General features: G+C 71.8%; 16 protein-coding genes and 1 tRNA gene. 5 read left to right on the forward strand and 12 right to left on the reverse strand.

The annotated features are described in order from the left end of the window. Positions 1-6 precede the first annotated feature (6 nt). Together MU522_RS13260 and MU522_RS02385 are read left to right on the forward strand one after the other, a co-directional pair. On the forward strand, positions 7-3,954 hold the full coding sequence (locus MU522_RS13260) for a cell wall-binding repeat-containing protein (RefSeq protein WP_281440015.1): 3,948 nt from the start codon (positions 7-9) through the stop codon (positions 3,952-3,954). A 90-nt stretch (positions 3,955-4,044) separates the two neighbouring features. Next, positions 4,045-4,129, forward strand: a tRNA-Ser gene (locus tag MU522_RS02385). A 49-nt stretch (positions 4,130-4,178) separates the two neighbouring features. On the opposite strand, the gene MU522_RS02390 is transcribed toward MU522_RS02385, so the two are convergent. Together MU522_RS02390 and MU522_RS02395 are read right to left on the reverse strand one after the other, a co-directional pair. Continuing rightward, positions 4,179-5,366 (reverse strand): IS481 family transposase, encoded by a 1,188-nt coding sequence (locus MU522_RS02390; RefSeq protein WP_246992207.1) that lies wholly within the window; start codon positions 5,364-5,366, stop codon positions 4,179-4,181. Between the two features lie 109 nt (positions 5,367-5,475). Continuing rightward, entirely contained in the window at positions 5,476-6,684 is a 1,209-nt protein-coding gene (locus tag MU522_RS02395) for an IS481 family transposase (RefSeq protein ID WP_246992209.1), read from the reverse strand. A 230-nt stretch (positions 6,685-6,914) separates the two neighbouring features. Between MU522_RS02395 and MU522_RS02400 the strand changes: the two genes are divergently transcribed. The 3 genes from MU522_RS02400 to MU522_RS02410 are packed head-to-tail and all read left to right on the forward strand — an operon-like array spanning position 6,915 to position 9,699. After that, complete coding sequence (locus MU522_RS02400) at positions 6,915-7,274, forward strand: response regulator (RefSeq protein WP_240671230.1); 360 nt, start codon at positions 6,915-6,917, stop codon at positions 7,272-7,274. After that, on the forward strand, positions 7,271-8,236 hold the full coding sequence (locus tag MU522_RS02405) for a HEAT repeat domain-containing protein (RefSeq protein WP_246992211.1): 966 nt from the start codon (positions 7,271-7,273) through the stop codon (positions 8,234-8,236). The genes MU522_RS02400 and MU522_RS02405 overlap by 4 nt, the downstream gene beginning before the upstream one ends. Further along, entirely contained in the window at positions 8,233-9,699 is a 1,467-nt protein-coding gene (locus tag MU522_RS02410) for a glycosyltransferase family 2 protein (RefSeq protein WP_146358176.1), read from the forward strand. The genes MU522_RS02405 and MU522_RS02410 overlap by 4 nt, the downstream gene beginning before the upstream one ends. Here MU522_RS02410 and MU522_RS02415 read toward each other — a convergent pair. The 10 genes from MU522_RS02415 to araB form a co-directional block, all read right to left on the reverse strand. Beyond that, positions 9,667-11,319, reverse strand: a complete 1,653-nt coding sequence (locus MU522_RS02415) for a HAMP domain-containing sensor histidine kinase (RefSeq protein WP_246992213.1) — start codon at positions 11,317-11,319, stop codon at positions 9,667-9,669. The genes MU522_RS02410 and MU522_RS02415 overlap by 33 nt on opposite strands. Beyond that, on the reverse strand, positions 11,316-13,151 hold the full coding sequence (locus tag MU522_RS02420) for a helicase HerA-like domain-containing protein (protein ID WP_246992215.1): 1,836 nt from the start codon (positions 13,149-13,151) through the stop codon (positions 11,316-11,318). The genes MU522_RS02415 and MU522_RS02420 overlap by 4 nt, the downstream gene beginning before the upstream one ends. A 30-nt stretch (positions 13,152-13,181) precedes the next feature. Continuing rightward, positions 13,182-14,414: a multidrug effflux MFS transporter gene (locus MU522_RS02425; protein WP_246992216.1), complete on the reverse strand. Its 1,233-nt coding sequence runs from the start codon at positions 14,412-14,414 to the stop codon at positions 13,182-13,184. Then, positions 14,411-15,628 carry an amidohydrolase gene (locus MU522_RS02430; protein WP_246992218.1) on the reverse strand — a complete coding sequence of 406 codons (1,218 nt, stop codon included), beginning with the start codon at positions 15,626-15,628 and terminating at the stop codon, positions 14,411-14,413. Before MU522_RS02430 ends, MU522_RS02425 begins: the two co-directional genes overlap by 4 nt. Before the next feature lie 218 nt (positions 15,629-15,846). Continuing rightward, positions 15,847-17,085 carry a multiple monosaccharide ABC transporter permease gene (mmsB, locus tag MU522_RS02435; RefSeq protein ID WP_246992220.1) on the reverse strand — a complete coding sequence of 413 codons (1,239 nt, stop codon included), beginning with the start codon at positions 17,083-17,085 and terminating at the stop codon, positions 15,847-15,849. Next, positions 17,069-18,595, reverse strand: a complete 1,527-nt coding sequence (gene mmsA / locus MU522_RS02440; RefSeq protein ID WP_246993403.1) for a multiple monosaccharide ABC transporter ATP-binding protein — start codon at positions 18,593-18,595, stop codon at positions 17,069-17,071. The genes mmsB and mmsA overlap by 17 nt, the downstream gene beginning before the upstream one ends. A 95-nt stretch (positions 18,596-18,690) precedes the next feature. Continuing rightward, a complete protein-coding gene (gene chvE / locus MU522_RS02445; RefSeq protein ID WP_128188350.1) occupies positions 18,691-19,812 on the reverse strand; it encodes a multiple monosaccharide ABC transporter substrate-binding protein in 1,122 nt (373 codons plus the stop codon). 76 nt (positions 19,813-19,888) lie between these two features. Beyond that, the gene (gene araA, locus MU522_RS02450; RefSeq protein ID WP_246992222.1) at positions 19,889-21,409 is read right to left on the reverse strand and encodes an L-arabinose isomerase; all 1,521 of its coding nucleotides are present in this window, start codon (positions 21,407-21,409) and stop codon (positions 19,889-19,891) included. After that, complete coding sequence (locus MU522_RS02455) at positions 21,406-22,104, reverse strand: L-ribulose-5-phosphate 4-epimerase (RefSeq protein ID WP_146358164.1); 699 nt, start codon at positions 22,102-22,104, stop codon at positions 21,406-21,408. The genes araA and MU522_RS02455 overlap by 4 nt, the downstream gene beginning before the upstream one ends. Further along, a complete protein-coding gene (araB, locus tag MU522_RS02460) occupies positions 22,101-23,840 on the reverse strand; it encodes a ribulokinase (RefSeq protein WP_246992224.1) in 1,740 nt (579 codons plus the stop codon). Before araB ends, MU522_RS02455 begins: the two co-directional genes overlap by 4 nt. Positions 23,841-23,992 lie beyond the last annotated feature (152 nt).

Below are 23,992 nucleotides of genomic sequence, written 5' to 3' on the forward strand. Positions count from 1 at the left end.
CACCTTGTGAGCACACTGAACTCGAAGCGTGTGCGCCTTCGCAGCGGCATCGCACTCACCACCGCCCTCGCGCTCAGCGCGGGGGCGTCGGTGCTTGGTGCGGCCGCAGCGAGCGCTGCTCCGCCTCAACCCCCCATCGACACGAGCGGCTTCGACAGCGGCCGCTACATCGTCGTCCTCGAGGACGACGCGATGTCGACCTACCGCGGCGGCCTGCCCAACCTGGCGCGCACCGCACCGCTCGGCACCGACGACATCGACGTCGACTCGGCAGCAGCGAACGCGTACGCCGCGCACCTCGAGACCCAGCAGGCCGAGGTCGCATCGGGGATCGGCGCGCAGATCGCGACGAACCTGACGGTGACGATGAACGGCTTCGTCGCCGATCTGTCGGCCGAGCAGGCGCTCGAGCTGGCGCGCGACTCGCGCGTCTCGCAGATCTTCCCCGACGAGATGCTCCAGATCCAGGCGAGCCCCGCCAACGAGTACCTCGACCTCGAGGGCCTCTGGTCGCAGGTCGGCGGCGTCGACGAGGCCGGCGCCGGCGTGGTCGTCGGCGTGCTCGACACGGGCATCGCGCCCGAAAACCCGCTCTTCGCGGGCGAGCCGCTCGGCACGACCCCGGGCGCGGAGCCCTACCTCGACGGCGACGCGATCGTCTTCGACAAGGGCGACGGCAGCCAGTTCGTCGGCGCGTGCGAGACGGGCTCGCAGTTCACGGCCGAGGACTGCTCGACCAAGATCATCACGGCCCGCTACTACGTCGACGGCTTCGGCGCCGACAACATCGGCACCGAGACGCAGGAGCCCGGCGAGTACCTCTCGCCGCGCGACGGCGACGGCCACGGCTCGCACACCGCCTCCACGGCGGCGGGCAACGCCGAGGTCGCCGTGACCTCCGCCGGCGGCGCCGACCTGGGCACCATGTCGGGCGTCGCGCCCGAGGCGCGCATCGCCGCGTACAAGGTGTGCTGGTCCGGCACCGACCCGTCGAGCACCGACGACGACGGCTGCGCGACGAGCGACTCGGTCGCCGCGATCGAGCAGGCCGTCATCGACGGCGTCGACGTCATCAACTTCTCCATCGGCGGCGGCGCAGCGACCTCGGTCGCGACGGCCACCGACGTGGCGTTCCTGGGTGCTGCGGCAGCCGGCGTCTTCGTGTCGGTCTCGGCCGGCAACTCGGGCCCCGGTGCGTCGACGCTCGACCACGCCGCCCCCTGGTACACCACAGTCGCCGCGGCGAGCATCCCGAACTACGAGGCCACCGTCGTCCTGCCGGGCGACGAGCGCGTCCCGGGCGGCTCCATCACGGTGCCCATGGAGGAGGGCGCTCCGGAGATCTCCGGACCGTTCATCTACGCCGGCGACATCGCCGCCGACGGCCAGGACCCGGCTGAGGCCGCGCTCTGCCTCCCCGGCACGCTCGACGCCGCCGAGGCCGACAGAGCCATCGTGCTCTGCGACCGCGGCGTCAACGCGCGCGTCGAGAAGTCGCAGGTCGTCGCCGACGCCGGCGGCATCGCCGCGGTGCTCGTCAACGTCACGCCCGGCTCGATCGACCTCGACGACCACGTGATCCCGACGATCCACGTCGACGCGCAGTACCGCGACCAGCTCCTGGCCGCTGCGCAGACGCCCGGCACGGTCGTCTCGTTCGAGGCCGGCAACACCTCGGGCATCGAGACCGTCGCGCCCGTCGTGGCCGGCTTCTCGTCCCGCGGCCCGGCCCTCGCCGAGGGCAGCGACGTCATCAAGCCCGACGTGGCATCCCCCGGTGTCGGCATCATCGCCGCCGGCCCCAACCCCGCCGACGGCGAGCCGACCTACCGGATGCTCTCGGGCACCTCGATGGCCGCGCCGCACGTGGCGGGCCTCGGCGCGATCTACCTCGGTGCGCACCCGAACGCCTCGCCCGCCGAGGTCAAGAGCGCGCTGATGACGACCGCGACCGACACCCGCAACCTCGACGGCTCGGTCTCGACCGACCCGTGGGCGCAGGGCGCCGGCTTCGTGAACACGCAGTCGATGCTCGACGCGGGCCTCGTGTACGAGAACGGCACGGCCGACTGGTTCGGCTACCTGCGCGGGCTCGGCTACGTGCTGCCCGACTCGTGGGTGGGCACCCCGATGGACCCGAGCGACCTCAACATCGCCTCGATCGCCGTCGGCTCGCTCGCGGGCACGCAGACGGTGACGCGCACGGTGACGGCCCTCGAGGCCAGCTCGTACGCGGTGTCGACGTCCGGCATGTCCGGCATCGACGTCGCGGTGTCGCCGTCCACGCTCGAGTTCACCGAGGCGGGCCAGTCGCTCTCCTACGAGGTGACCTTCACCACGGCCGGCGCTGAGCTCGGCGCGTGGACGTCGGGCTTCCTCACCTGGACCAGCTCGGAGCACACCGTCCGCTCGCCGCTCGCGGTGAAGCCGGTCGCGGTCGCCGCCCCGGAGTGGGTCGAGGGCATGGGCACCGTCGGCCAGACCCCCGTCTCGGGCATCTCGGGCATCGACGGCTCGATCCCGCTCGAGGCGAACGGCCTGGCTCCGTTCCAGCTGCTGGGAGCCGACGGCGGCGACGCCGGCGACTACTTCCAGTACGTCGTGGAGATCCCGGAGGGCGAGATCGCGCACTACTTCTCGCTCGATGCCGAGGACGACACGGCCGACCACGACCTGTACGTGCTGCGACTGAACGACGCCGGCACGCCGGTCGAGCAGTTCACGGCTGCGACCGGGTCGGCGGACGAGACGCTGCTGCTGGAGGACCCTCAGGCGGGCACCTACGTGGCGATCGCCGAGGTCTGGGCGACCGGCGAGGCCGGCGCGCCGAGCAACTTCGAGCTCGACCACGTCGCCGTCGGCACGGGCCAGCAGGAGGGCTCGTTCCGCACGGAGCCGACGTCCATCGACGGCACCGTCGGCGGGCACTTCACCTACACGGCCATGTGGAACGGCCTCGACACCAATGCCGAGTACCTCGGCGTGGTGGGCTACGGCGGCACCGACGTGCGCACCTTCGTCCACGTGACGACGGGTGACCTGACGATGCCCACGCCGGAGCGCCTCGAGGGCGACGACCGCTACGAGACCGCGGTCGCGATCTCGCAGCACGGCTTCCCGGAGGGCGCTGACGTCGTGTACGTCGCCAGCGGCCAGAAGTTCCCGGACGGCCTCGCCGCTGCCCCCGCCGCTGCCCGTGAGGGCGGACCGCTCCTGCTGACGCAGGGCGGCGCGCTGCCCGACGTCGTGGCCGAGGAGATCGAGCGCCTGTCGCCCGAGCGCATCGTGATCGTGGGCGGCGAGCCCTCGGTCGCACCCGCGGTCGCCGACGAGCTCGAGGGCCTGGCCGGCACGGTCGACCGCGTGGGCGGTGCGGACCGGTACGAGACGAGCCGCCTGATCGCGCAGTACGCCTTCGAGGAGGGTTCGGCGAACGCGTTCGTCGCGACCGGCCGCAACTACCCCGACGCCCTGTCGGCGGGCGCGGCAGCCGGTTCGATCGACGCTCCGATCCTGCTGGTGGACGGCCTCCGGGACGGCGCGGATGACGCGTCCGTCGCAGAGCTCGACCGCCTCGGCGCGGAGAATGTGTACCTGCTCGGAGACCAGAACTCGATGTCGAACGGCATCGAGCTGGACTTCGACCTGCTGGGTCTCGTCGTCCACCGCTTCGCAGGCTCGGACCGCTACCAGACAGCCGTGCTCGTGAACCAGGAGATGTTCGACGGCCCCGTGCCGGCGATGTACCTGGCCAGCGGGCAGAAGTTCCCGGATGCCCTGAGCGCCTCGGCGCTCGCGGCCGCCGAGGGCTCGCCGCTGTACCTGGCGAAGCCGACCTGCATCAACTCGGCGATCGTGACGGAGAGCCTGCGGCTGGGACAGCCGCCGGTCTTCCTGCTCGGCAGCGAGGCGACCCTGTCGTCCGCCGTCGAGGAGTACGCGATCTGCCCGTAGCAGCGCAGTGAGGGAGGGGGCGGGGACTTCGGTCCTCGCCCCCTTCTCGCTCCGCTAGGATCGCTAGGTCGGCCGTTCGCGGCCGGCTCAGGAGGATTCGCCTAGTGGCCTATGGCGCACGCTTGGAAAGCGTGTTGGGTGCAAGCCCTCGGGGGTTCGAATCCCCCATCCTCCGCCCTGTGTGATGAGTCGCGACATAGGTCTCACCTGAGTCGCGACATGTGTCACGAAGAGAGAGCCCCTGGCCATCGGCCGGGGGCTCTTCTCGTGTTGCGCCAGTAGCTGCGTGCCGGGTCGATGGTGTTGGTGGCGAGGATCTCGCCTGTCTCGAGGTCGATGACGGTGGCGGTGGTGTCGTCGATGAGGGCGAGGATGCGTCGGCCTCGGTGGGCTGCGCCGATGGCGAGGTGGTGCATGCGGCCGGCTCGGCGGAGGCTGACGCGGCCTTGGTGGTCGACGCGGTCGTAGCGGATGCGGAAGTGGCCGGGCGAGTGCGCGGCGGCGGCGGGGAGCGCCTTCGGTGTGGCGCGGTAGGTGTGGCCGGGGGTGGCGCGGTCGTTCGCGCGATGCGGGCGGTGCTCGTTGTAGCTGGTGCGGAAGCGGTCGAGCTGCTGCTGCAGGGTCGTGAGGTCGTGCGCCGGTGGTTGCTGGCGGAGCCAGCGCTTGAGGGTCTGGTGGAAGCGTTCGATCTTGCCTTGCGTCTGCGGGTGGCCGGGTTTGCCGTTCTTCTGCCGGACGCCCAGCAGCGGCAGCACGTACTCGAGGGCGTTGCGGCCGCCGCCGAGGCGGGCGGTGAAGACGCGACCGTTGTCGGTCAGCGTCGAGGCGGGCGCGCCGTGCTCATCGACGATCGCGAGGAACGCGGTCACGACGACGTCGCCGGTGACCGGTACGTGGGCGGTGCAGGAGAGCAGGTAGCGGGAGTGGTCGTCGAGCCAGTTCAGAATCTCGACGTCGCGGCCGTCCGCGAGTCGCCAGTGGGTGAAGTCCGATTGCCAGGTCTCGTTCGGCTGCGCCGCCTCGAAGCGGATCCAGGAGGAGCGGGGGCGCTTGCGCGGCTCGGGCTCGACCAGCCCGGCGTCGTGCAGGATCCGCCGGATGGTGGACGTCGACGGCGCGGGCAGGCCTTCGCGCTCGAGGTGCCAGCCGATCGTGACCGGGCCCGCATCGCTGCCCTGCCCGGTCAGCTCTCGCCGCAGCGCCACGATCCGTTCCCGCACTTGCGGCGACGTCCGGTGCGGGCTGCTGCGCGGCGCGCGCGACCGGGCCTCGACCGCGTCGATCCCGCCGTCCCGGTAGCGGGCCAGCAGTCGATGGAGGTGGCGCCGGGAGATGCCGTACTCGGCCGCGGCCGCCGTCACCGACAGCTGCTTCGACACGATCATCAGGACAGCGACACGAGCGCGAGACATGCCAGCGACTGTGACCGATGTCCCGACTCATGAGAGACCTATCAAGTGGGACCTATGTCGTGAACCCAGACACCCCATCCTCCGCCCTTGTGATGACGCGGGACATCGTTCATAGATGTTCCGCGTCATCGTTCATATCGGGGAGAAGCCCTGGCCATCGGCCGGGGCTTCTGTCGTTGTTGCGCCAGTAGGCGCGTGCTGGGTCGACGGTGTGGGTGGCGAGGACCTCGCCGGTGGCCTGGTCGGTGACGGTGACGGTGGTGTCGTCGGTGAGGATCAGGACGGGTGTTCCGGCGTGGTCGATGCCGATGCCGAGGTGGTGCATGCGGCCGGCGCGGCGGAGGCTGAGCTTGCCGAAGCGGTCGACGCGGTCGTGGCGGATGCGCCAGTCGCGCTGGTCGCGGTTGTCGGCCGGGGTGGCTTTGATGGTGGCGTCGTAGGCGGTCTGCGGGGTGCGGCGGCCGAGGGCGCGGTGGGGCCGGTGGTGGTTGTAGTGGTGCCGGAAGCGGTCGAGCTGGTCTTGCAGGGCGGTGATGTCGTCGGCTGCGGGCTGGGCGGCGAGCCAGCGCTTGAGGGTCTGGTGGAACCGCTCGATCTTCCCTTGCGTCTGCGGGTGGAAGGGGCGGCCATTGCGCTGCTGGATGCCGAGGCTCGCGATGAGCTGTTCGAAGCCGTTGCGGGTGCCGGTGATGCGGGTGGTGAAGACGCGGCCGTTGTCGGTCAGGGTCGCGGCGGGGGTGCCGTGGGTGGCGATGGTGGCGGTGAAGGACTCGATGACGGCGGCGCCGGTGACGGGCCGGTGGGCGGTGCAGGCCAGCAGCAGGCGGGAGTGGTCGTCGAGCCAGCCCAGGATCTCGATGTCGGTGCCGTCGGCGAGGCGCCAGTGGGTGAAGTCGGATTGCCAGAGCTCGTTCGGCTGGTGCGCCTCGAAGCGGATCATCGCGGCCCGGGGTCGCTTGTTGGGCTCGCGAGTGATCAGCTGCGCGTCGAGCATGATGCGGCGGATGGTGGAGATCGCGGGCGCGGGGGTGCCTTCGCGCTCGAGGTGGGCGGCGATGGTGGCGCGGCCGGCGTCCCAGCCGGCGTCGGTGAGCGTCGTGCGCAGCTCGATGATCCGATCCCGGAGGGGCGCGTCGACCTGGTTCGGGTTGGTCCTTGGGCGGCGTGATCGTGGCTCGAGCGCGTCGAGCCCGCCGGCCTCGTAGCGGCGCACGAGCTCGTGCACCCACCGCCAGGTGACGCCGAAGCGGCGAGCCGCCTCGGCCTTGCTCAGGCCCTGGTGGACGACGGAGAGGACGATGACGCGCGACTTCGACACGCCTCATCGTCGATGTGAACGATGTCCCGACTCAGATGTGAACGATGTCGTGAACCAGCACACCCCATCCTCCGCCCTGTGATGACGCGGGACATCGAGCACGGATGTCCCGCGTCGTCGCGTTCCGCCTCCGTGTAGGTTTGAGCCACGGCAGTCAGACTCGTCACGATGGAGCTCGCCATGCGCCCAAGCAGTCCTGCGCCGCTGATGCGCCGCGCTGGAGCGGTGCGGTGAGCGGCCGCATCCTCGTCGTCGACGACGACCGCGACATCCGCGACCTCGTCGCGATCAAGCTCGAGTCGGCGGGCCACGAGATCGTGACTCGCGAGGACGGCTCGCAGGCGCTCGAGGCGGCCGTCGAGGGCGGCTGGGACGTCATCGTGCTCGACGTGATGATGCCGGGCATGTCGGGCATCGACGTGCTGCGCGCGCTGCGCGACCGCGGCGACGAGACCCCGGTCATCCTGCTGACCGCCCGCGGCCAGGAGAAGGACATCGAGGCGGGCTTCGCCGCCGGAGCCGACCAGTACGTCACGAAGCCGTTCAGCCCGCGGGCGCTGCTCGCGCGCGTCACCGCCGTCATCGGATGAGCCCGCTGCCCGCCCCAGCGGTGCTGCAGGCGGTGCTGCTCGCCACATCCGCGGTGGTGGTCCTGATGCTGATCGCCCTCATCGCGCAGCGCACGCTGCGCCGGCGCCACGACCGGCGCGACGTTCGGCTCGACGCGCGCCTGCGCCCCCTGGTGCTCGAGGCGACCATCGCCGAGGACGACGAGATCGACGCGCTGCTCGACCGCGTGCGGGCCCTCAGCGCCCCGGAGCGCGCGCACGTGGGCCGATCGGCGTCGCTCATGCTGCGCGACGTCACCGGCGAGGCGGCCGATCGCCTGCGGGCTGTGGCCGACGCATCCGGCCTCGTCCCCAGGGTCATCGCGGCCGTCGCCGACCGCGATCCTGTGCGACGCGCCGACGCCGCGGAAGCGCTCGGGCTGCTCGCGCCGGCCGGGGCGCTCGAGCTGCTGCAGGCGCTCGCCGACGACCGCTCCCCCGAGGTGCGCACCGTCGCCGTGCGGGCGCTCGGTGCGTTCGACGACCCCGCGGCCGTCGATCGCGTCATCGCGGCGCTCGCGCTCGACAGCGGCATCCCCATCAGCGTCGCCGCCTCCGCCCTCGTGCAGCAGGGCGCCGCCGCGGGTGAGCGCGTGCGCGACGCGCTCGACCACCCCGACGCCGGCGTGCGCCGCGGCGCCGCGCGCGTCGCAGGACTCATCCAAGCGCCGGGCGCCGGCGCGCCGCTCGCTCGGCTCATCGACGACGAGCACGAGGCGGTCGGCGCTGCCGCCATGCGGTCGCTCGAGCGGCTCCCGGTGCGCGAGGCGGTGCCGTCGCTGCTCGCCACCGCGCTCGCAGGCGGCTCCGCCGGCGAGGCGGCCGCCCGCACGCTCGCGGCGATGCCGGCGGCATGGAGCGCGGATGCGCTGGCCGCGATCGGCGCGGAGGGCGAGCCCGGCGTGCGGCGAGCCGCGGGCCTGCCGAGGAGGGCTGCCGCATGACGTGGCTCCACGATGCGCTCGAGGCGGTCTTCGCCGTCCTCGCGTGGCCGTCGGCGATCTACTTCCTGCTGTCGAACACGGCGCTGCTGGTGCTGATCCTGATCGCCGCCCGCCACTTCGCCCGCTACCTGCGCCGCAGCGAGCACCGCGGCGACGACGCGATGGCCGCCTCGCCGCTCAGCCTCGGCGTCAGCGTGATCGTGCCCGCCTACAACGAGGCGGCCGTCATCCGCACGAGCGTGCGCTCGGTGCTCGACCTGCGCTACCCCGACCACGAGGTGATCGTCGTCAACGACGGCAGCGCCGACGACACGATGCGCGTGCTGCTCGAGGAGTTCGACCTCGTCGAGGACGACCGCGACATCCCCGGCCGCGTGCCGGTGCGCGGCACGATCCGCCGCGTCTGGCGCTCCCGCGGCGGCGCGGTGCCGCTGACGGTCGTCGACAAGGAGAACTCCGGCCGCTCCGACTCGGTCAACGTCGGCCTCGACCTCGCCGCGAAGGAGCTCGTGGTGATGGTCGACGCCGACTCCATCCTCGAGCCCGACGCGCTGCTGTCGGTGTCGAAGCCCTTCGCCGACGACCCCGAGCGCGTCGTCGCGACCGGCGGCGTCGTGCGGATCGTCAACAACAGCCGCGTGCAGGGCGGCCGCATCACCGAGATCCGCATGCCGCGGCAGCTCATCGCGCGCATCCAGGTCGTCGAGTACCTGCGGGCGTTCCTGCTCGGCCGCACCGCGTGGTCCGACCTGCAGGCGCTCATCCTCATCTCCGGCGCGTTCGGCATGTTCCGCCGCGACGTGCTCATCGAGGTCGGCGGCCTCGACCCCGACTCGATCGGCGAGGACTTCGAGCTCGTGATGCGCATCCAGCGCTGGATCCACGAGGGTCGCCGCGACGCGCGGGTCGAGTTCGTCGCCGAGCCCGTCAGCTGGACCGAGGCGCCCTCGACCCTCCGCGTGCTCGCCCGCCAGCGCCGGCGCTGGCACCGGGGCCTGTGGGAGGTGCTGTGGGGCTACCGCCGGGCGCTCCTCAATCCCCGATACGGGCGCGTCGGCATGCTCGCGCTCCCCTACTACTGGCTGTTCGAGCTGCTCGCGCCGCTCATCGAGGTGGTCGGCATCGTGCTCGTCGTGCTCGGCCTCGCCGTGGGCGCCGTCGACCCCGGCATGGCGCTGCTGCTGCTGCTCGTCTCCTACGGCTACGGCGCGCTCGTGACGCTCGCCGCGGTGATCGTCGAGGAGGCGAGCTTCCACCGCTACGAGCGCTGGCGCGACCTCGGCGCGACGCTGTGGGCGATCGTCGCCGAGAACCTCGGCTACCGCCAGCTCACGGCGATCTGGCGCCTGCAGGGCTGGTGGGCGGGCATCGCCGGCACGCAGCAGGTGTGGGGCGAGATGACCCGCACGGGCTTCGCCGAGGCGGATGCGTCAGGACAGCGGCAGGCGGACGGTCGCGGCTGAGCCCGTGCCGGGCTCGCTCTCGAAGGCGATCGAGCCGCCGTGCGCGTGCACGATCGAGCGGCAGATCCACAGCCCGAGCCCTGCGCCGGGGACGGCGGATGCGCGGGCGGACGACGCGCGGTAGAAGCGCTCGAAGACGCGGTCGGCCTCGGCCGCCTCGATCCCGGGCCCGTCGTCGACGACCCGCACGATCGCATCCGGCCCGTCGACCTCGACGACGACGTCGACGCTCCCGTCGTCGCGGGTGTACTTGATGCCGTTGGAGATGAGGTTCTCGAGCACCTGGGCGAGCCGGCGCTCGTCGGCCTGCACGGGCGCGGCAGGCCCGTCGGCGAGGCGGAGCGCGACGCCGCGGCGGCGAGCGCGGTGCTCGAGCGTGGCGACGGCCTGCTCGGCGACCTGGCGCACGTCGACGTCGTGCGGGTGCAGGTGCAGCTCGCCGCGACTCATCTCGCCGACGATCAGCAGGTCCTCGACGAGCGCGCGCAGGCGGTCGGTGTTGCGGCGCACGATCTCGAGCCAGGAGCGCACGTCGGCGGGCACCTCCTCGTCGAGGGCGAGCTCGAGGTAGCCGGAGATCGAGGTGAGCGGCGTGCGCAGCTCGTGCGAGACGAGGGCGACGAAGTCGTCGCGATCCTCGAGCATGCGCATGTAGCGCGTGATGTCGTCGATCGACGCGATCGAGCCGCGGAACTCGCCCTCGACGATCAGCGGCCGCGAGGACATCGTGACCGCGATGAGATCCTCCCCCGGTCGCTCCACCCAGAAGGCGAGGTTGTCGAACGACTCACCGCGAGCTGCTCGGACGAACGGCCCCTCGAGCTTCGGGATCACCTGCCGGGATTCGAGCTCCAGGAACTGCGCGCCGGAGAGCACCGCATCGGCGCTCGCATTCGCGAGCGCCGGGTGCCCCGCGAGCGTGCCGTTCATCCGCTGGACCTGGCCATCCGGGTCGAGCAGGAGCAGACCCACGCGCGCGGTCTCGAAGACGGTGTCGAGGAGCGCACCATCGGCCGCCAGCTGGCGCGCCATCGCCGTCTGCTCCCGCTCGCGCTCGAGGAGCGCGCGCTGCTGCTGCTCGATCCTGCCGGTGTAGCTGTCGGCGAAGAGCGCGGCGGCGACGAGCGCCAGCGGCACGAGCACCGCGCCGACCGCGTTCGCCGTCAGCGTCGTGCCCGCGGAGTCGGCGATCCGGAGCGCCATCGCGACGCCCATCGCCACCCCGCCGAGCGCCACGATCCAGACGCCTCGGCGTCGCCCCACGAAGCCCAGCCAGAACGCCGGCACGACCGCGAGCATCGCCACGATCCGCGGCACCGCCGGATCGCCGAGGAGCAGCATGATCGTGAGCAGGTCCAGCGCCGGCACGAGCACCGGCAGCCAGTTCGCGTCGTAGAGCGGGCCCTGCCCGAGCGCCGCCAGCCCGGTCGCCACCACGACCACGGCGACGGCCGCCCACAGCCATGGCCCGTCCCAGACGCCCGGCGCGACGACCGTCAGCACGATCAGCACGAGCGCGAGCACACCGACGGACAGGAGCTGGCCGCGCAGCGTCTCCGTCAGCGCGGCCGCGATGCCGTGAGGCCGCTCGCGGGCCTCGGCGGTCTCGATCGTGCTCACCGGCGACGGTTGCCGAAGACGCCGCGCACGATCTCGCGGATGATCGTCTGGCCGGTGCGGGAGCCGATGAAGTCGGTCACGACGTTGCCGCCGCCCCGCGAGCCCGAGCCCGAGCCGCCCGAGCGGGTGCGGTTGCGACGCGCTTCCTGCTCGAGCCGCTCCGCCTCCTCCTCGGCCGCCTGCCGCGCCGCGGCGTCCTGCTCGGCGCGCTGCGCGGCCTCGAGCTTCGCGCGCAGGATCTCGTATGCCGACTCCCGGTCGACGGGGGTGCCGTAGCGCGCCAGCATCGGCGACGCCTGCACGGTGCGCTGCATGTCCGACTCGGGGGTCGGAGCCATCGAGCCCTGCGGGGCGCGCAGCCGGGTCCAGGCGACGGGGGTCGGCGCACCCCGCTCGTCCATGACGGTGACGATCGCCTCGCCGATGCCGAGGCTCGTGAGCACCTGCTCGAGGTCGTAGCCGCTCTTCGGGTAGGTGCGCACGGTGGCGCGCAGCGCCGTCGCGTCGTCGGGCGTGTGCGCCCGCAGCTGGTGCTGCACGCGCGAGCCGAGCTGCGCGAGCACGTCGGCCGGCACGTCCTTCGGCGTCTGCGTGACGAAGACGATGCCGACGCCCTTCGAGCGGATGAGCCGCACGGTCTGGGTGATGGCGGCCAGGAAGTCCTTGGAGGCGTCCTTGAACAGCAGGTGCGCCTCGTCGAAGAAGAATACGAGCTTCGGCCGGTCGATGTCGCCGACCTCCGGAAGGTCCTCGAACAGGTCGGCGAGCAGCCACATGAGGAACGTCGAGAACAGCGCGGGCTGGCTGGCGACGCCCGGCACCTCGAGCAGGCTGATGACGCCCCGGCCGTCCTCGGCGACGCGCATGAGCTCGCGCGTGTCGATCTCGGGCTCGCCGAAGAAGACGTCGGCGCCCTGCTCGCTGAACGCGGTGATCTCGCGGAGGATGACGCCCGCGGTCTGCGTCGAGATGCCGCCGAGGCGCTTGAGCTCCGCCTTGCCCTCGTCGCCGGTCAGCCACAGCAGCAGCTCGCGCAGGTCCTTGAGGTCGACGAGCGGCAGCCGCTGCTCGTCGGCGTAGGCGAAGACGATGCCGAGGCTCGACTCCTGCGTGTCGTTGAGGCCGAGCACCTTCGCGAGCAGCGTCGGACCGAACGACAGCACGGTCGCGCGGATCGGCACGCCCACGCCCTCGCCGCCGAGCGCGAAGTACTCCACGGGCGACGCGGCGCCCTGCCATGCCTGCCCGATGCCCGCGGTGCGGGCGAGCAGCTTGTCGCTCGACTCGCCCGGGGTGGCGACGCCGGAGAGGTCGCCCTTGATGTCAGCGGCGAAGACGGGCACGCCGGCGGCCGAGAGCTGCTCGGCGAGCACCTGCAGGGTCTTCGTCTTGCCGGTGCCGGTGGCGCCGGCGATGAGGCCGTGCCGGTTCATCATGGCGAGCGGGATGCGGATGGGCGTCTGCGGGTCGGGGTCGCCGTTGACGAGCGCTCCCATCTCGAGCGCGGGGCCCTCGAAGGCGTAGCCCTCGCGCACGGCGGCGACCTCGTCGTCCGAGAGGGGGCCGTCGTGCTCCGCCGGCTCCACCGTCTCGCCGACCTCGACAGGCTGCTCGGGATCGGCGGGAGCCGGCGCCGATTCGGGCGCCTCGGCGAACGTCTCCGCGACGGGCGGCGCCTCGTCCGGGGTCACGTCGTCCGCGGGCAGTGGCGGCGCATCGGCCCTCGCGCGCCGCTCTCCGGCCTGCAGCTCGGCGAGCCGCGCCTCGGCCTGCGCCTGCGCCCGCCGCGCCGCCTCGAGTTCCGCCTGCACCTTGGCCAGCTCGTCGCTCATGCGGTCATCCTTGCATGCGTCCCGGCAGGATCACTCGATCGCGGGCACCTGCCGCGGCCGCACCACGAGCCACAGCGCCGCGGTCGCGAGGATGCCGCAGATGAGCATGATGACGCCCATCGGGATCGCGTTCTCGATGCGGAACAGGCCGACGATGGGGCTCACGAGCCCCGCGATCGACATGTTGAGCGCGCCCAGCAGCGACGCCGCCGTGCCCGCCTCGCCGCGATGCCCCGCGAGCGCGAGCGTCTGCACGCACGGCATCGACAGCCCGAACGCGAACGCGAAGAGCGCCAGCGGCGGCACGAGCCCGAGGATCCCGAGCCCCGCGAGGTCGAGCACCACGATGAGCGAGGCGCCCACGATGAGCAGCGACGTCGAGACGGCGAGCACCCACTGCGCGCCCCACCGGTTGGCGGCCCGCCCGGCCGACTGCGTGCCGATGAGCACCGCCACCGAGCAGAGCGCGAAGATGAGCCCGAACCCGCTCGGCGAGAAGCCGTACACCTCCTGCAGCAGCAGGGACGAGGTGGCGAGGTAGGCGAACATGCCGCCGAAGATGCTCGCGCCGATGATCGCGACGCCGACGAAGACGCGGTCCGTGAGCACGGAGCGGTAGCGCTGCCGCAGCGTCGAGTGCCCGGGCACGTGGCGCAGGTGCGGCGGCAGCGTCTCTCGCAGGAAGAGCAGCTGCAGCACGATCACGAGCACCGCGTAGGCGGCGAGCACCCAGAACAGGCCCCGCCAGTGCAGGATCCCCAGCAGCCACGACCCCACGACGGGTGCGGCGATCGGCGCGATGCCGATCACGAGCGCCAGCCGCGACAGCGCGGTGGTGAGCTTCTTGCCGCTGAAGAGGTCGCGCACCATCGCCATCGCGACGACGGTGCCCGCGGCCGCGCCGAAGCCCTGCACGATGCGCAGGAGCGACAGCGAGACGATGTCGGGCGCGAGCGCGACCCCGACGCTCGCGAGCACGTGCACGCTCGTGGCGATGAGCAGCGGCGCGCGACGGCCGATGCGGTCGGAGAGCGGGCCGACCACGAGCTGCCCGAAGGCGAAGCCGAGGGTCGTGGCCGACAGCGTCAGCTGCACGGCCGCATCCGTCGTGGCGAACTCGCCCTTCACCTCCGGGAAGGCCGGCAGGTAGAGGTCGATCGTGAAGGGGCCGAGGCCCGCGAGGAGCCCGAGCACGAGCAGCGTGGCGACGCGGCGCCGCCGCGTGAGCGCGTCGCCGGGCGACGTGAGCGTGGCGGCGGTCACGCCCGGGGCAGGGCGAGCGGCACCTCGTCGCGCGGCGCGACGCGCTCGGCGCCGGTCGCGGCGTCGTGCTCGAAGACGATGCGGCCGTCGATCAGCACCGTGCGCGGGCGCGCCATCGGGTCCATCCAGTCGCCGCCCCAGACCACGAGGTCGGCGCGCTTGCCGACCTCGATCGAGCCGATCTCGGCGTCGACGCCGAGCGCCTTCGCCGGGTTGATCGTGATCGCCCGCAGCGCCGTCTCGCGGTCGAGCCCCTCGCGGACGGCGAGGGATGCCTGGTGCACGAGGAAGGAGATGGGGATCACCGGGTGGTCGGTGATGATCGACAGCTCGACGCCTGCCTTCGCGAGCTTGCCGGGGTTCGCGATGGAGCGCTTGCGCAGCTCCATCTTCGACTTCGTCGTGAAGAGGGGGCCGATGAGCACGGGCACGCCGCGCTCGGCGAGCAGGTCGGCGACGACGTGCGCCTCGGTGCCGTGGTCGATGATGAGGTCGTAGCCGAACTCGGCCTGGAGGCGCAGCGCGGTGACGATGTCGTCGGCGCGGTGCGCGTGCTGGCGCCACGGGATCTCGCGGCGCAGCACCTTGCCGAGCGCCTCCATCGTCAGGTCGACGTCGTGGTGGCGGTCGTTCTCGGGGTCGGCCATCCGGGCCTGGTAGTTCTGGGCGGCGACGAACGCGTCGCGCAGGATCTTGGCCGTGCCCATGCGGGTCGACGGCGTCACCTTCTTCTCGCCGTAGACGCGCTTCGGGTTCTCGCCGAGGGCGCTCTTCAGGCCCGCCGGCTCGCGCAGCACCATGTGGTCGACGATGCGGCCGTGGGTGTGGAGCGTCGTCGCCTGGCCGCCGATCGGGTTGCCCGAGCCGGGGTTGACGTTCACGGCCGTCACGCCGCCGGCGAGCGCGAGGTCGAAGCCCTCGTCGAACGGGTCGATCGCGTCGATCGTGCGCACCCCGGCGGTGTTGGGGTTCGTCATCTCGTTCGTGTCGTTGGCGGTGTGCCCGTCGCCCTCCGGGTTGACGCCCAGGTGCACGTGCGCGTCGACGAGCCCCGGGGTCACCTGCGCGCCGCCGGCGTCGAGCACCTCGGCGCCCTCCGGCACCGCGACGTCGGCGCCGAGCTCGGCGATCCGGCCGTCCCGCACGAGGATCGTGCCCTCGAACTCCTCGCCCTCGACGGGCACGACCTTGGCGTTGACGATGGCGAGCAGCATGCGGTTCCTCTTCGTATCAGATTGCGTCCGTCCAGCCTACCTCCTTAGCCGGACGAACGACTTGGCCGTCCCACGCTGCCGCCGCGGAGCATCCGCACCTTCCGCCGATTGGTCACGAATTGCTGCCACACGTCGCGAATGATCGCCGAACGTGACCAATCGACGCGGAGGGAGCGACGGCCCCGAGCATCCGCCCGGGGCCGTCGTGAGGCTGCGCGTCAGCCGAGCGAGCGCGAGCGCCGCTTGTTCCAGACGTCGAAGGCGACGGCCAGCAGCAGCACCATGCCCTTGATGAACTGCTGGTAGTCGGTCGAGACACCCATGAGCGACATGCCGTTGTTCAGCACGCCCATGATGAGGCCGCCGGTGATCGCGCCGACCACCGTGCCGATGCCGCCCTGCACGGCGGCGCCGCCGATGAACGCCGCCGCGATCGCGTCGAGCTCGAACAGGTTGCCAGCGCCCGGTCCGGCGGAGTTCAGGCGCCCCGTGAACACGATGCCGGCGAGCGCGGCGAGGATGCCCATGTTGACGAACAGCATGAAGTCGATGCGCTTCGAGCGGATGCCCGACAGGTCGGCCGCGTGCCGGTTGCCGCCGACCGCGTAGATGTGGCGTCCGAAGCGGGTGCGCTGCATGACCACCGTGTAGATCACGATCAGCGCGCCCAGCACGATGAGCACGACCGGGGTGCCGCGCGAGCCCTCGGCGATGCCGAGCAGGAACGTGACGAGCACGATGAGCAGCGCGCCGAAGCCCGTGCGGGTCCAGAACCACCAGGCCGGCTCCGCCTCGACGCCGAGCTTCACGCGCTTCGCGCGGCCGCGCAGCTGCGAGCCGACGAAGAGCACGAGCGTCAGGACGCCGAGGCCCACCGTGATCCACTCCGCGGGGCTCGTCGACGCCGGGAAGAGCTCCGGGAAGAGGTAGCCGCCGCCCAATTGCCGGTACTCGGTCGGGAACGGCGTGATCTGGGTGTTCGAGAGCGTGATCTGCGTCAGGCCGCGGAAGATGAGCATGCCCGCGAGCGTCACGATGAACGCCGGGATGCCGACCACCGCCACCCAGAAGCCCTGCCAGGCCCCGACGACGGCGCCGAGCACGATGCCGACGACGATGCCGAGCCACCACGGCCAGCCCCACTGCACGACCATCACGCCGGTGGCGGCGCCGACGAAGGCCGCGACCGAGCCGACCGAGAGGTCGATGTGGCCGGCGATGATGATCATCACCATGCCGATGGCGAGGATGAGGATGTAGCTGTTCTGGACGATGATGTTCGCCACGTTGCCGGCGGTGAGCAGCCGGCCGCCGGTGAGGCCCTGGAACAGCAGGATGATCACCACCAGCGCGATGAAGATGCCGATCTGCTGCACGCGCGAGAGCAGGAACGAGCCCGCGGTGCGCAGCGGCGACGGGGCGAGGTCGCGGGTGGACGAGTCACGGGGCGAGGACATGGTCCGCCTCCTTCTCCTGGGTCATGCGCTGCATGAGCGCTTCGGGCGTGGCCTCGGCGATCGGGAACTCGCCCGTCACCCTGCCCTCCGAGATCGTGTAGATGCGGTCGCAGATGCCGAGCAGCTCCGGCAGCTCCGACGAGATGACGATGACGGCCTTGCCGTCGGCGACGAGCGTGTTGATGATCGTGTAGATCTCGTACTTCGCGCCGACGTCGATACCGCGGGTGGGCTCGTCGAGGATGAGCACCTCGGGGTCGGTGAAGAGCCACTTCGACAGCACGACCTTCTGCTGGTTGCCGCCGGAGAGCTTGCCGACGACCGCGTTGACGCTCGGCGTCTTGATGCGCATGCTGCGGCGGTACTCCTCGGCGACGAGGGTCTCGCGCTCGCCGTCGACGAGCACGCGCCCGACGAGCTTGTCGAGCGCCGCGGCCGAGATGTTGCGCTTGATGTCCTCGATGAGGTTGAGGCCGTAGCGCTTGCGGTCCTCGGTCGCGTACGCGAGCCCCGCACTGATGGCCGCGGGCACCGTGCGCACGTCGACGGGCTTGCCGTGCAGGTACGCGGTGCCGGTGATGTGCGAGCCGTAGGAGCGGCCGAAGATGCTCATGGCGAGCTCGGTGCGGCCCGCGCCCATGAGGCCGGCGATGCCGACCACCTCGCCCGCGCGCACCGACAGGTTGGCGCCGTCGATCACGACGCGGCCCGACTCGGTCGGGTGGTGCACGCGCCAGTCCTCGATGCGGAAGACCTCCTCGCCGATGCGCACCTGCCGCTCCGGGTAGCGCGACTCGAGGTCGCGGCCGACCATGCCCTTGATGATGCGGTCCTCGGAGACCTCGTCGGTGACGAGCGTCTCGATCGTGCGGCCGTCGCGGATGACCGTCACCTTGTCGGCGATCGCCTTGATCTCGTTGAGCTTGTGGCTGATGATGATCGACGTGATCCCCTGCCCCTTGAGGTGGCGGATCAGGTCGAGCAGGTGCGCGGAGTCCTCGTCGTTGAGGGCGGCCGTCGGCTCGTCGAGGATGAGCAGCTTGACGTCCTTCGAGAGCGCCTTCGCGATCTCGACGAGCTGCTGCTTGCCGACGCCCACCTCGTTCGCGCGCACGGCGGGGTTGTCGCCGAGCCCGACGCGGGCGAGCAGGCGCTGCGCCTCGGTGTTCGTGGCGTGCCAGTCGATGAGGCCGCCGCGGCCGACGATCTCGTTGCCGAGGAAGATGTTCTCGGCCAGCGACAGGTGCGGGCTGAGCGCCAGCTCCTGGTGGATGATCACGATCCCCTTGTGCTCGGAGTCGGTGATCGAGCGGAACTCGACCGGCTCGGCCTCGAAGACGATCTCGCCGTCGTAGGTGCCGTGCGGGTAGACGCCCGAGAGCACCTTCATGAGCGTGGACTTGCCTGCGCCGTTCTCGCCGCAGATGGCGTGCACCTCGCCGCGCTCGACGGTGAGGTTCACGTCGGCGAGCGCCTTCACGCCCGGGAACTCCTTGGTGATGCCGCGCATCTCGAGGATCGCCGTCACGGTCGTCCCTCCTTCCGTTTCTCGCCGCCGGAGCGGCGGTGCGGGACGGGGGCTCGCGCCCCCGCCCCAGACCGTTCCTAGAGGTCGCCCTCGTCGTAGTAGCCCGACTCGATGAGCACCTCTTCGTAGTTGTCGACCGTCACGATGGTCGACTCGAGGAGGTACGACGGCACGATGAGCTCGCCGTTGTCGTAGGTCTCCGTGTCGTTGACCTCAGGCTCCTCGCCGCTCAGCAGCGCGTCAACCATGGCCACGGCCTGCTCGGCGAGCAGTCGCGTGTCCTTGAAGATCGTCGAGTACTGCTCGCCGGCGATGATCGACTGCACCGAGCCGACCTCCGCGTCCTGGCCGGTGATGACCGGCAGGGCGTCGGTCGAGTAGCCGCCCGACGTGAGCGCCGAGATGATGCCGATCGACAGGCCGTCGTAGGGCGAGAGCACGCCGTCGAGGCGGGTGTCGCCGATGACGGTGAGGATGTTCTCCATGCGCTCCTGCGCGGTCTCGGGCAGCCAGCGGAGGATCGCCGCCTGCTCGAACTCGACCTGGCCGCTGGGCACCTCGAGCACGCCCTCGTCGATGAGCGGCTGCAGCGTGTCCATCGCGCCGTTCCAGAAGAACGTCGCGTTGTTGTCGTCGGGGCTGCCCGCGAAGAGCTCGATGTTGAACGGGCCCGCCTCGTCGGTGCGCTCGCCGCTCTCGTCGAGCACGCCGAGGCCGGTCAGGAGGCTCGTCGCCTGCTGCACGCCCACCTGGTAGTTGTCGAACGTCGTGTAGTAGTCGACGTTCGGGCTGCCGTTGATGAGGCGGTCGTAGGCGATGACGGGGATGCCGGCGTCGCCCGCCTGCGCGAGGACGTCGGTCAGGGTCGTGCCGTCGATCGAGGCGATGATCAGGGCCTCGGCGCCCGAGGAGATCATGTTCTCGATCTGCGAGACCTGGGTCGGGATGTCGTCGTTCGCGTACTGCAGGTCGACCGTGTAGCCGAGCTCCTCGAGCTGCGACTGCACGTTCGCGCCGTCGGCGATCCAGCGCTCCGACTGCTGCGTCGGCATGGCGACGCCCACGATCTGGCCCTGGCCGCCGGTGTCGGCGCCGTCGCTCGCGGCGGGCTCTGCCGTGCCGCCACGGCCGCAGCCGGTGGCGAGGAGCGCGATGACTCCCGCTGCAGCGACAGCGCCGAGGATGCGGTGCTTCTTCACTGTGTTTCCTTTCCTGGGGTGCCGCAATGCGGCGGGGGTTGGTGCGGCCGGGAGGGCCGCGGCGAGGGGTCGGGCGTCAGCCCAGCCCCTGTGCGAGTCGGTGGTAGGCGGCGTTCCAGCGCACCTCGCGCTCGAAGCCCTCGGTCGTGGTGGCGTCGTCGATGGCGAGGAACTCGATGCCCGACTGGCGGGCGAGTTCGCGGAAGGCGTCGATGCCGACCTGGGTCGACATGACCGTGTGGTGGGCTGCGCCCGCGGTGAGCCAGGCGGTCGCCGACGTGGCGAGGTCCGGTGCGGGGCGCCAGACGGCGTGCCCGACGGGGAGCTTCGGCATCGGCTCGGGCAGCGCCACGTTCTCGACGGCGTTCGCCGTCATGCGGAATCGCTCGCGCATGTCGCTGAGCGCCACCACCACCGCGGGGCCCGGGTCGGCCGTGAAGACCAGGCGGACGGGGTCGTCCTTGCCGCCGATGCCGAGCGGGTGCACCTCGAGCCTGGGGCGGGAGGTCGTGAGCGACGGGCTCACCTCGAGCATGTGCGCGCCGAGGATGACCTCCTCGCCGTCGACCAGGTGGTACGTGTAGTCCTCCATGAGGCTCGCGCCGCCGGGCAGCGCGGCGCCCATGTGGGCGGCGGCGTGCACGAGGATCGCGGTCTTCCAGTCGCCCTCGGCGCCGAAGCCGAAGCCGTCGGCCATGAGCCGCTGCACCGCGAGGCCCGGCAGCTGCGGCAGCGACCCGAGATCCTCGAAGCTCGTGGTGAAGGCGCCGAAGCCGCCCTCCTCGAGGAAGCCGCGCAGGCCCGCCTCGATGCGCGCGCCGTCGACGAGCGACGCGTGGCGGTCGCCGCCGGGGAGCAGCTCGGGGGCGATGTCGTAGCTCGCGACGTACTCGTCGACGAGCGCGGCGACCGCCGCCTCGTCGGCCGCCGCCACCGCATCCGCCAGCTCGGTCACGCCCCACGTGTTGATCTGGGTGCCGAGGCGGATCTCGGCCTCGGTCTTGTCGCCCTCGGTGACGGCCACGAAGCGCATGTTGTCGCCGAACCGCGCGACCTTGAGCGACCGCAGCGCCGCGGTGCCGAGCGCGGCGCGCGACCACGTGCCGACCTGCGCGCGGACGCGCGGTGCGGATGCGTGACCGACGACGATCGTGCGGGGCACGCCGAGGCGCGCGGCGAGGTAGCCGAACTCGCGGTCGCCGTGCGCGGCCTGGTTGAGGTTCATGAAGTCGAAGTCGATCTCGCTCCACGGCAGGGCGACGTTGTGCTGCGTGTGCAGGTGCAGCATCGGCTTCGCGAGCGCCTCGAGACCCGCGATCCACATCTTGGCGGGGCTGAAGGTGTGCATCCACGCGATCACGCCGACCACGTCGTCGTCGGCGTTGGCCTCGAGCGCGGCGCGGCGGATGGCGTCGGCCGAGGTGAGCACGGGGCGCCACTCGATCGTGACGGGGATGTCTGCCGCCTCCGACAGCAGGGCGGCGACCTCGCGCGACTGCGACGCGACCTGCGCGAGCGTCTCCTCGCCGTAGAGGCCCTGGCTGCCGGTGAGGAACCAGACGACCTTCGACGCGGGATCGGGGATGATGCTCGTCACTGGTGGTCCTCCTGCGTGGCCTGCTGGCCGTAGACGTGCTGGTAGCGGTCGAAGAGCGCATCGATCGCGGCGGGGTCGATGGGGATCGTGGCGCCGCCGGCGCGGGCGATGTGCATGGTGCGCGCGACGTCCTCGCACATGACGGCCGCCTTGACGGCGTCGCGCGTGTCGCGGCCGATCGTGAAGGGGCCGTGGTTCTGCATGAGCACGGCGCGCGAGCGGTGCCCGGCGAGCGTCTCGACGATGCCGCGGCCGATCGAGTCGTCGCCGATGATCGCGAACGGGCCGATCGGGATCTCGCCGCCGAACTCGTCGGCCATCGCGGTGATGTGGCACGGGATCGCCTCGCCGCGCGCCGCCCATGCGGTCGCGTAGGTCGAGTGCGTGTGCACGACGCCGCCCACCTCGGGCATGTGGCGGTAGACATGCGCGTGGGCGGCGGTGTCGCTCGACGGCGAGCGCTCGGAGCCCTGGGAGCCGGGCACGACGCGGCCGTCGAGGTCGCACAGGATCATCGACTCGGGGGTGAGGTCGTCGTAGGAGACGCCGGAGGGCTTGATGACGAAGAGCTCCTCGCCGGGCACGCGGCCCGAGACGTTGCCGCCCGTCCAGACCACGAGGCCGTAGCGGACGAGCTCGCCGTGGAGCGCCGCGACCTCCTCGCGGACGGCGCGGATCGCGGCGTCGCGGCTCATGCGGGCACCTCGGCGGCCGGCTGCTGGGCCCCCGCGAGCGCCTGGCGGCGGATGGCCTTGAGGCGCCGCATGACGTCGCTGCCGCCGCGGCCGAAGAGGTCGTGCAGCTCTCGGTACTCGCGGTAGAGGGCGTCGTACGGCTCGGCCTCGGGACCGGGCACGTACGCGTCGTGCACGACGTTGCCCATCGCCTCACCGGCCGCGACGGTGTCGGGGTAGGCGCCGGCCGCGACCGCGGCGTGGATCGCCGAGCCGAGCGCGGGGCCCTGCTCGCTGCCGATCACCGAGATCGGCATGCCGAGCACGTCGGCGTAGGTCTGCATGAGGTGGCGGTTGCGCAGCAGCCCGCCGGCGGCGAAGAAGCGCTGCACGGGCACGCCGGCCCCCGCGAACGCCTCGACGATCACGCGCGTGCCGAAGGCGGTGGCCTCCACGAGCGCGCGGTAGACCTGCTCGGCGCGGGTCGCGATCGTGGTGCCCACGAGCAGCCCGGAGAGGTTGGCGTCGACGAGCACCGAGCGGTTGCCGTTGTGCCAGTCGAGCGCGATGAGCCCGTGCGCGCCGACCGGCTCGGCCCACGCGAGCTCGGTGAGGTGCTCGTGCACGCTCCGCCCCGCGGCGCGCGCGGCGTCGTGGATCGCGGGCGGCACCTGGTTGGCGACGTACCAGGCGAGGATGTCGCCGACGCCCGACTGGCCCGCCTCGTAGCCCCACTGGCCGGCGACGATGCCGCCGTCGACGACGCCGCACATGCCGGGCACCTCGGTGAGCGTCTCGCTCGACATAACGTGGCACGTGCTCGTGCCCATGATCGCGAGCATGTCGCCGGGTGCCGTCGCCTTCGCGGCGGGCGCGGTGACGTGCGCGTCGACGTTGCCCACCGCGACGGCGATGCCGGCGGGCAGGCCCATGAGCGCGGCGGCGGCGTCGGTGAGCGTGCCCGCGCGCTCGCCGAGCTGCCCGATGTGCGCGTCGAGCTTGCGCTCGAAGTCGGCGAAGCCGGGGTTGAGCGCGGCGAGGTAGTCGCGGCTCGGGTAGGCGCCGTCCTGCAGGATGCCCTTGTAGCCCGCGGTGCAGGCGTTGCGCACGTAGTCGCCGGTGAGCTGCCAGACGATCCAGTCGGCCGCCTCGACCCAGTGGTCGATGCGGGCGTAGACCTCCGGGTCCTCCTCCAGGATCTGCAGCGCCTTGGCGAACTCCCACTCGCTCGAGATGGCGCCGCCGTAGCGCGCGAGCCACGGCTCCCCGCGCTCCTCGGCGAGGGCGTTGATGCGGTCGGCCTGGGCCTGCGCGGCGTGGTGCTTCCAGAGCTTCGGGTAGGCGTGCGGCCGGCCGGCGAGGCCGTCGACGCGGCACAGCGGCGTGCCGTCGGCCGTGACGGGCATGGGGGTGGATGCGGTGAAGTCGGTGCCGACGCCGATCACGGTCGCGGGGTCGATGCCGGATGCGTGGAGCGCGGCCGGGACGGCGCGACGCAGCACCTCGAGCCAGTCGTTGGGCTCCTGCAGCGCCCACTCCGGGGGCAGGCGGTCGCCGGTCGCCGGGAGCCGGTCGTCGATGACCGCGTTGGCGTACTCGTGCACCGCGGTGCCGAGCTCGGCGCCGTCGGCGACGCGGACGACGATGGCGCGGCCGCTCAGGGTGCCGAAGTCGATGCCGATGACGTGCTGATCGCCTGCGGCGGCGGCCGCGGGGATGCCCGCCGGGCTGCTCGAGGTCTCGCTCGCTGCGCTCATTCGCTGACTCCGTCGTCGTGGCTTCGGGCTGCGCTCGCGACGGCTGCCGCGGTGCAGTGGACGCCACTGTATGCGAAACGGTCACAATCCGCTACGTCGTGATCGAATCGTGACCTTTCGGGCACGGGGATGCCGCCGGCGCGACGGCGCGC

The organism is Agrococcus sp. SCSIO52902 (genome assembly GCF_022983135.1).
Lineage (GTDB): Bacteria > Actinomycetota > Actinomycetes > Actinomycetales > Microbacteriaceae > Agrococcus > Agrococcus sediminis.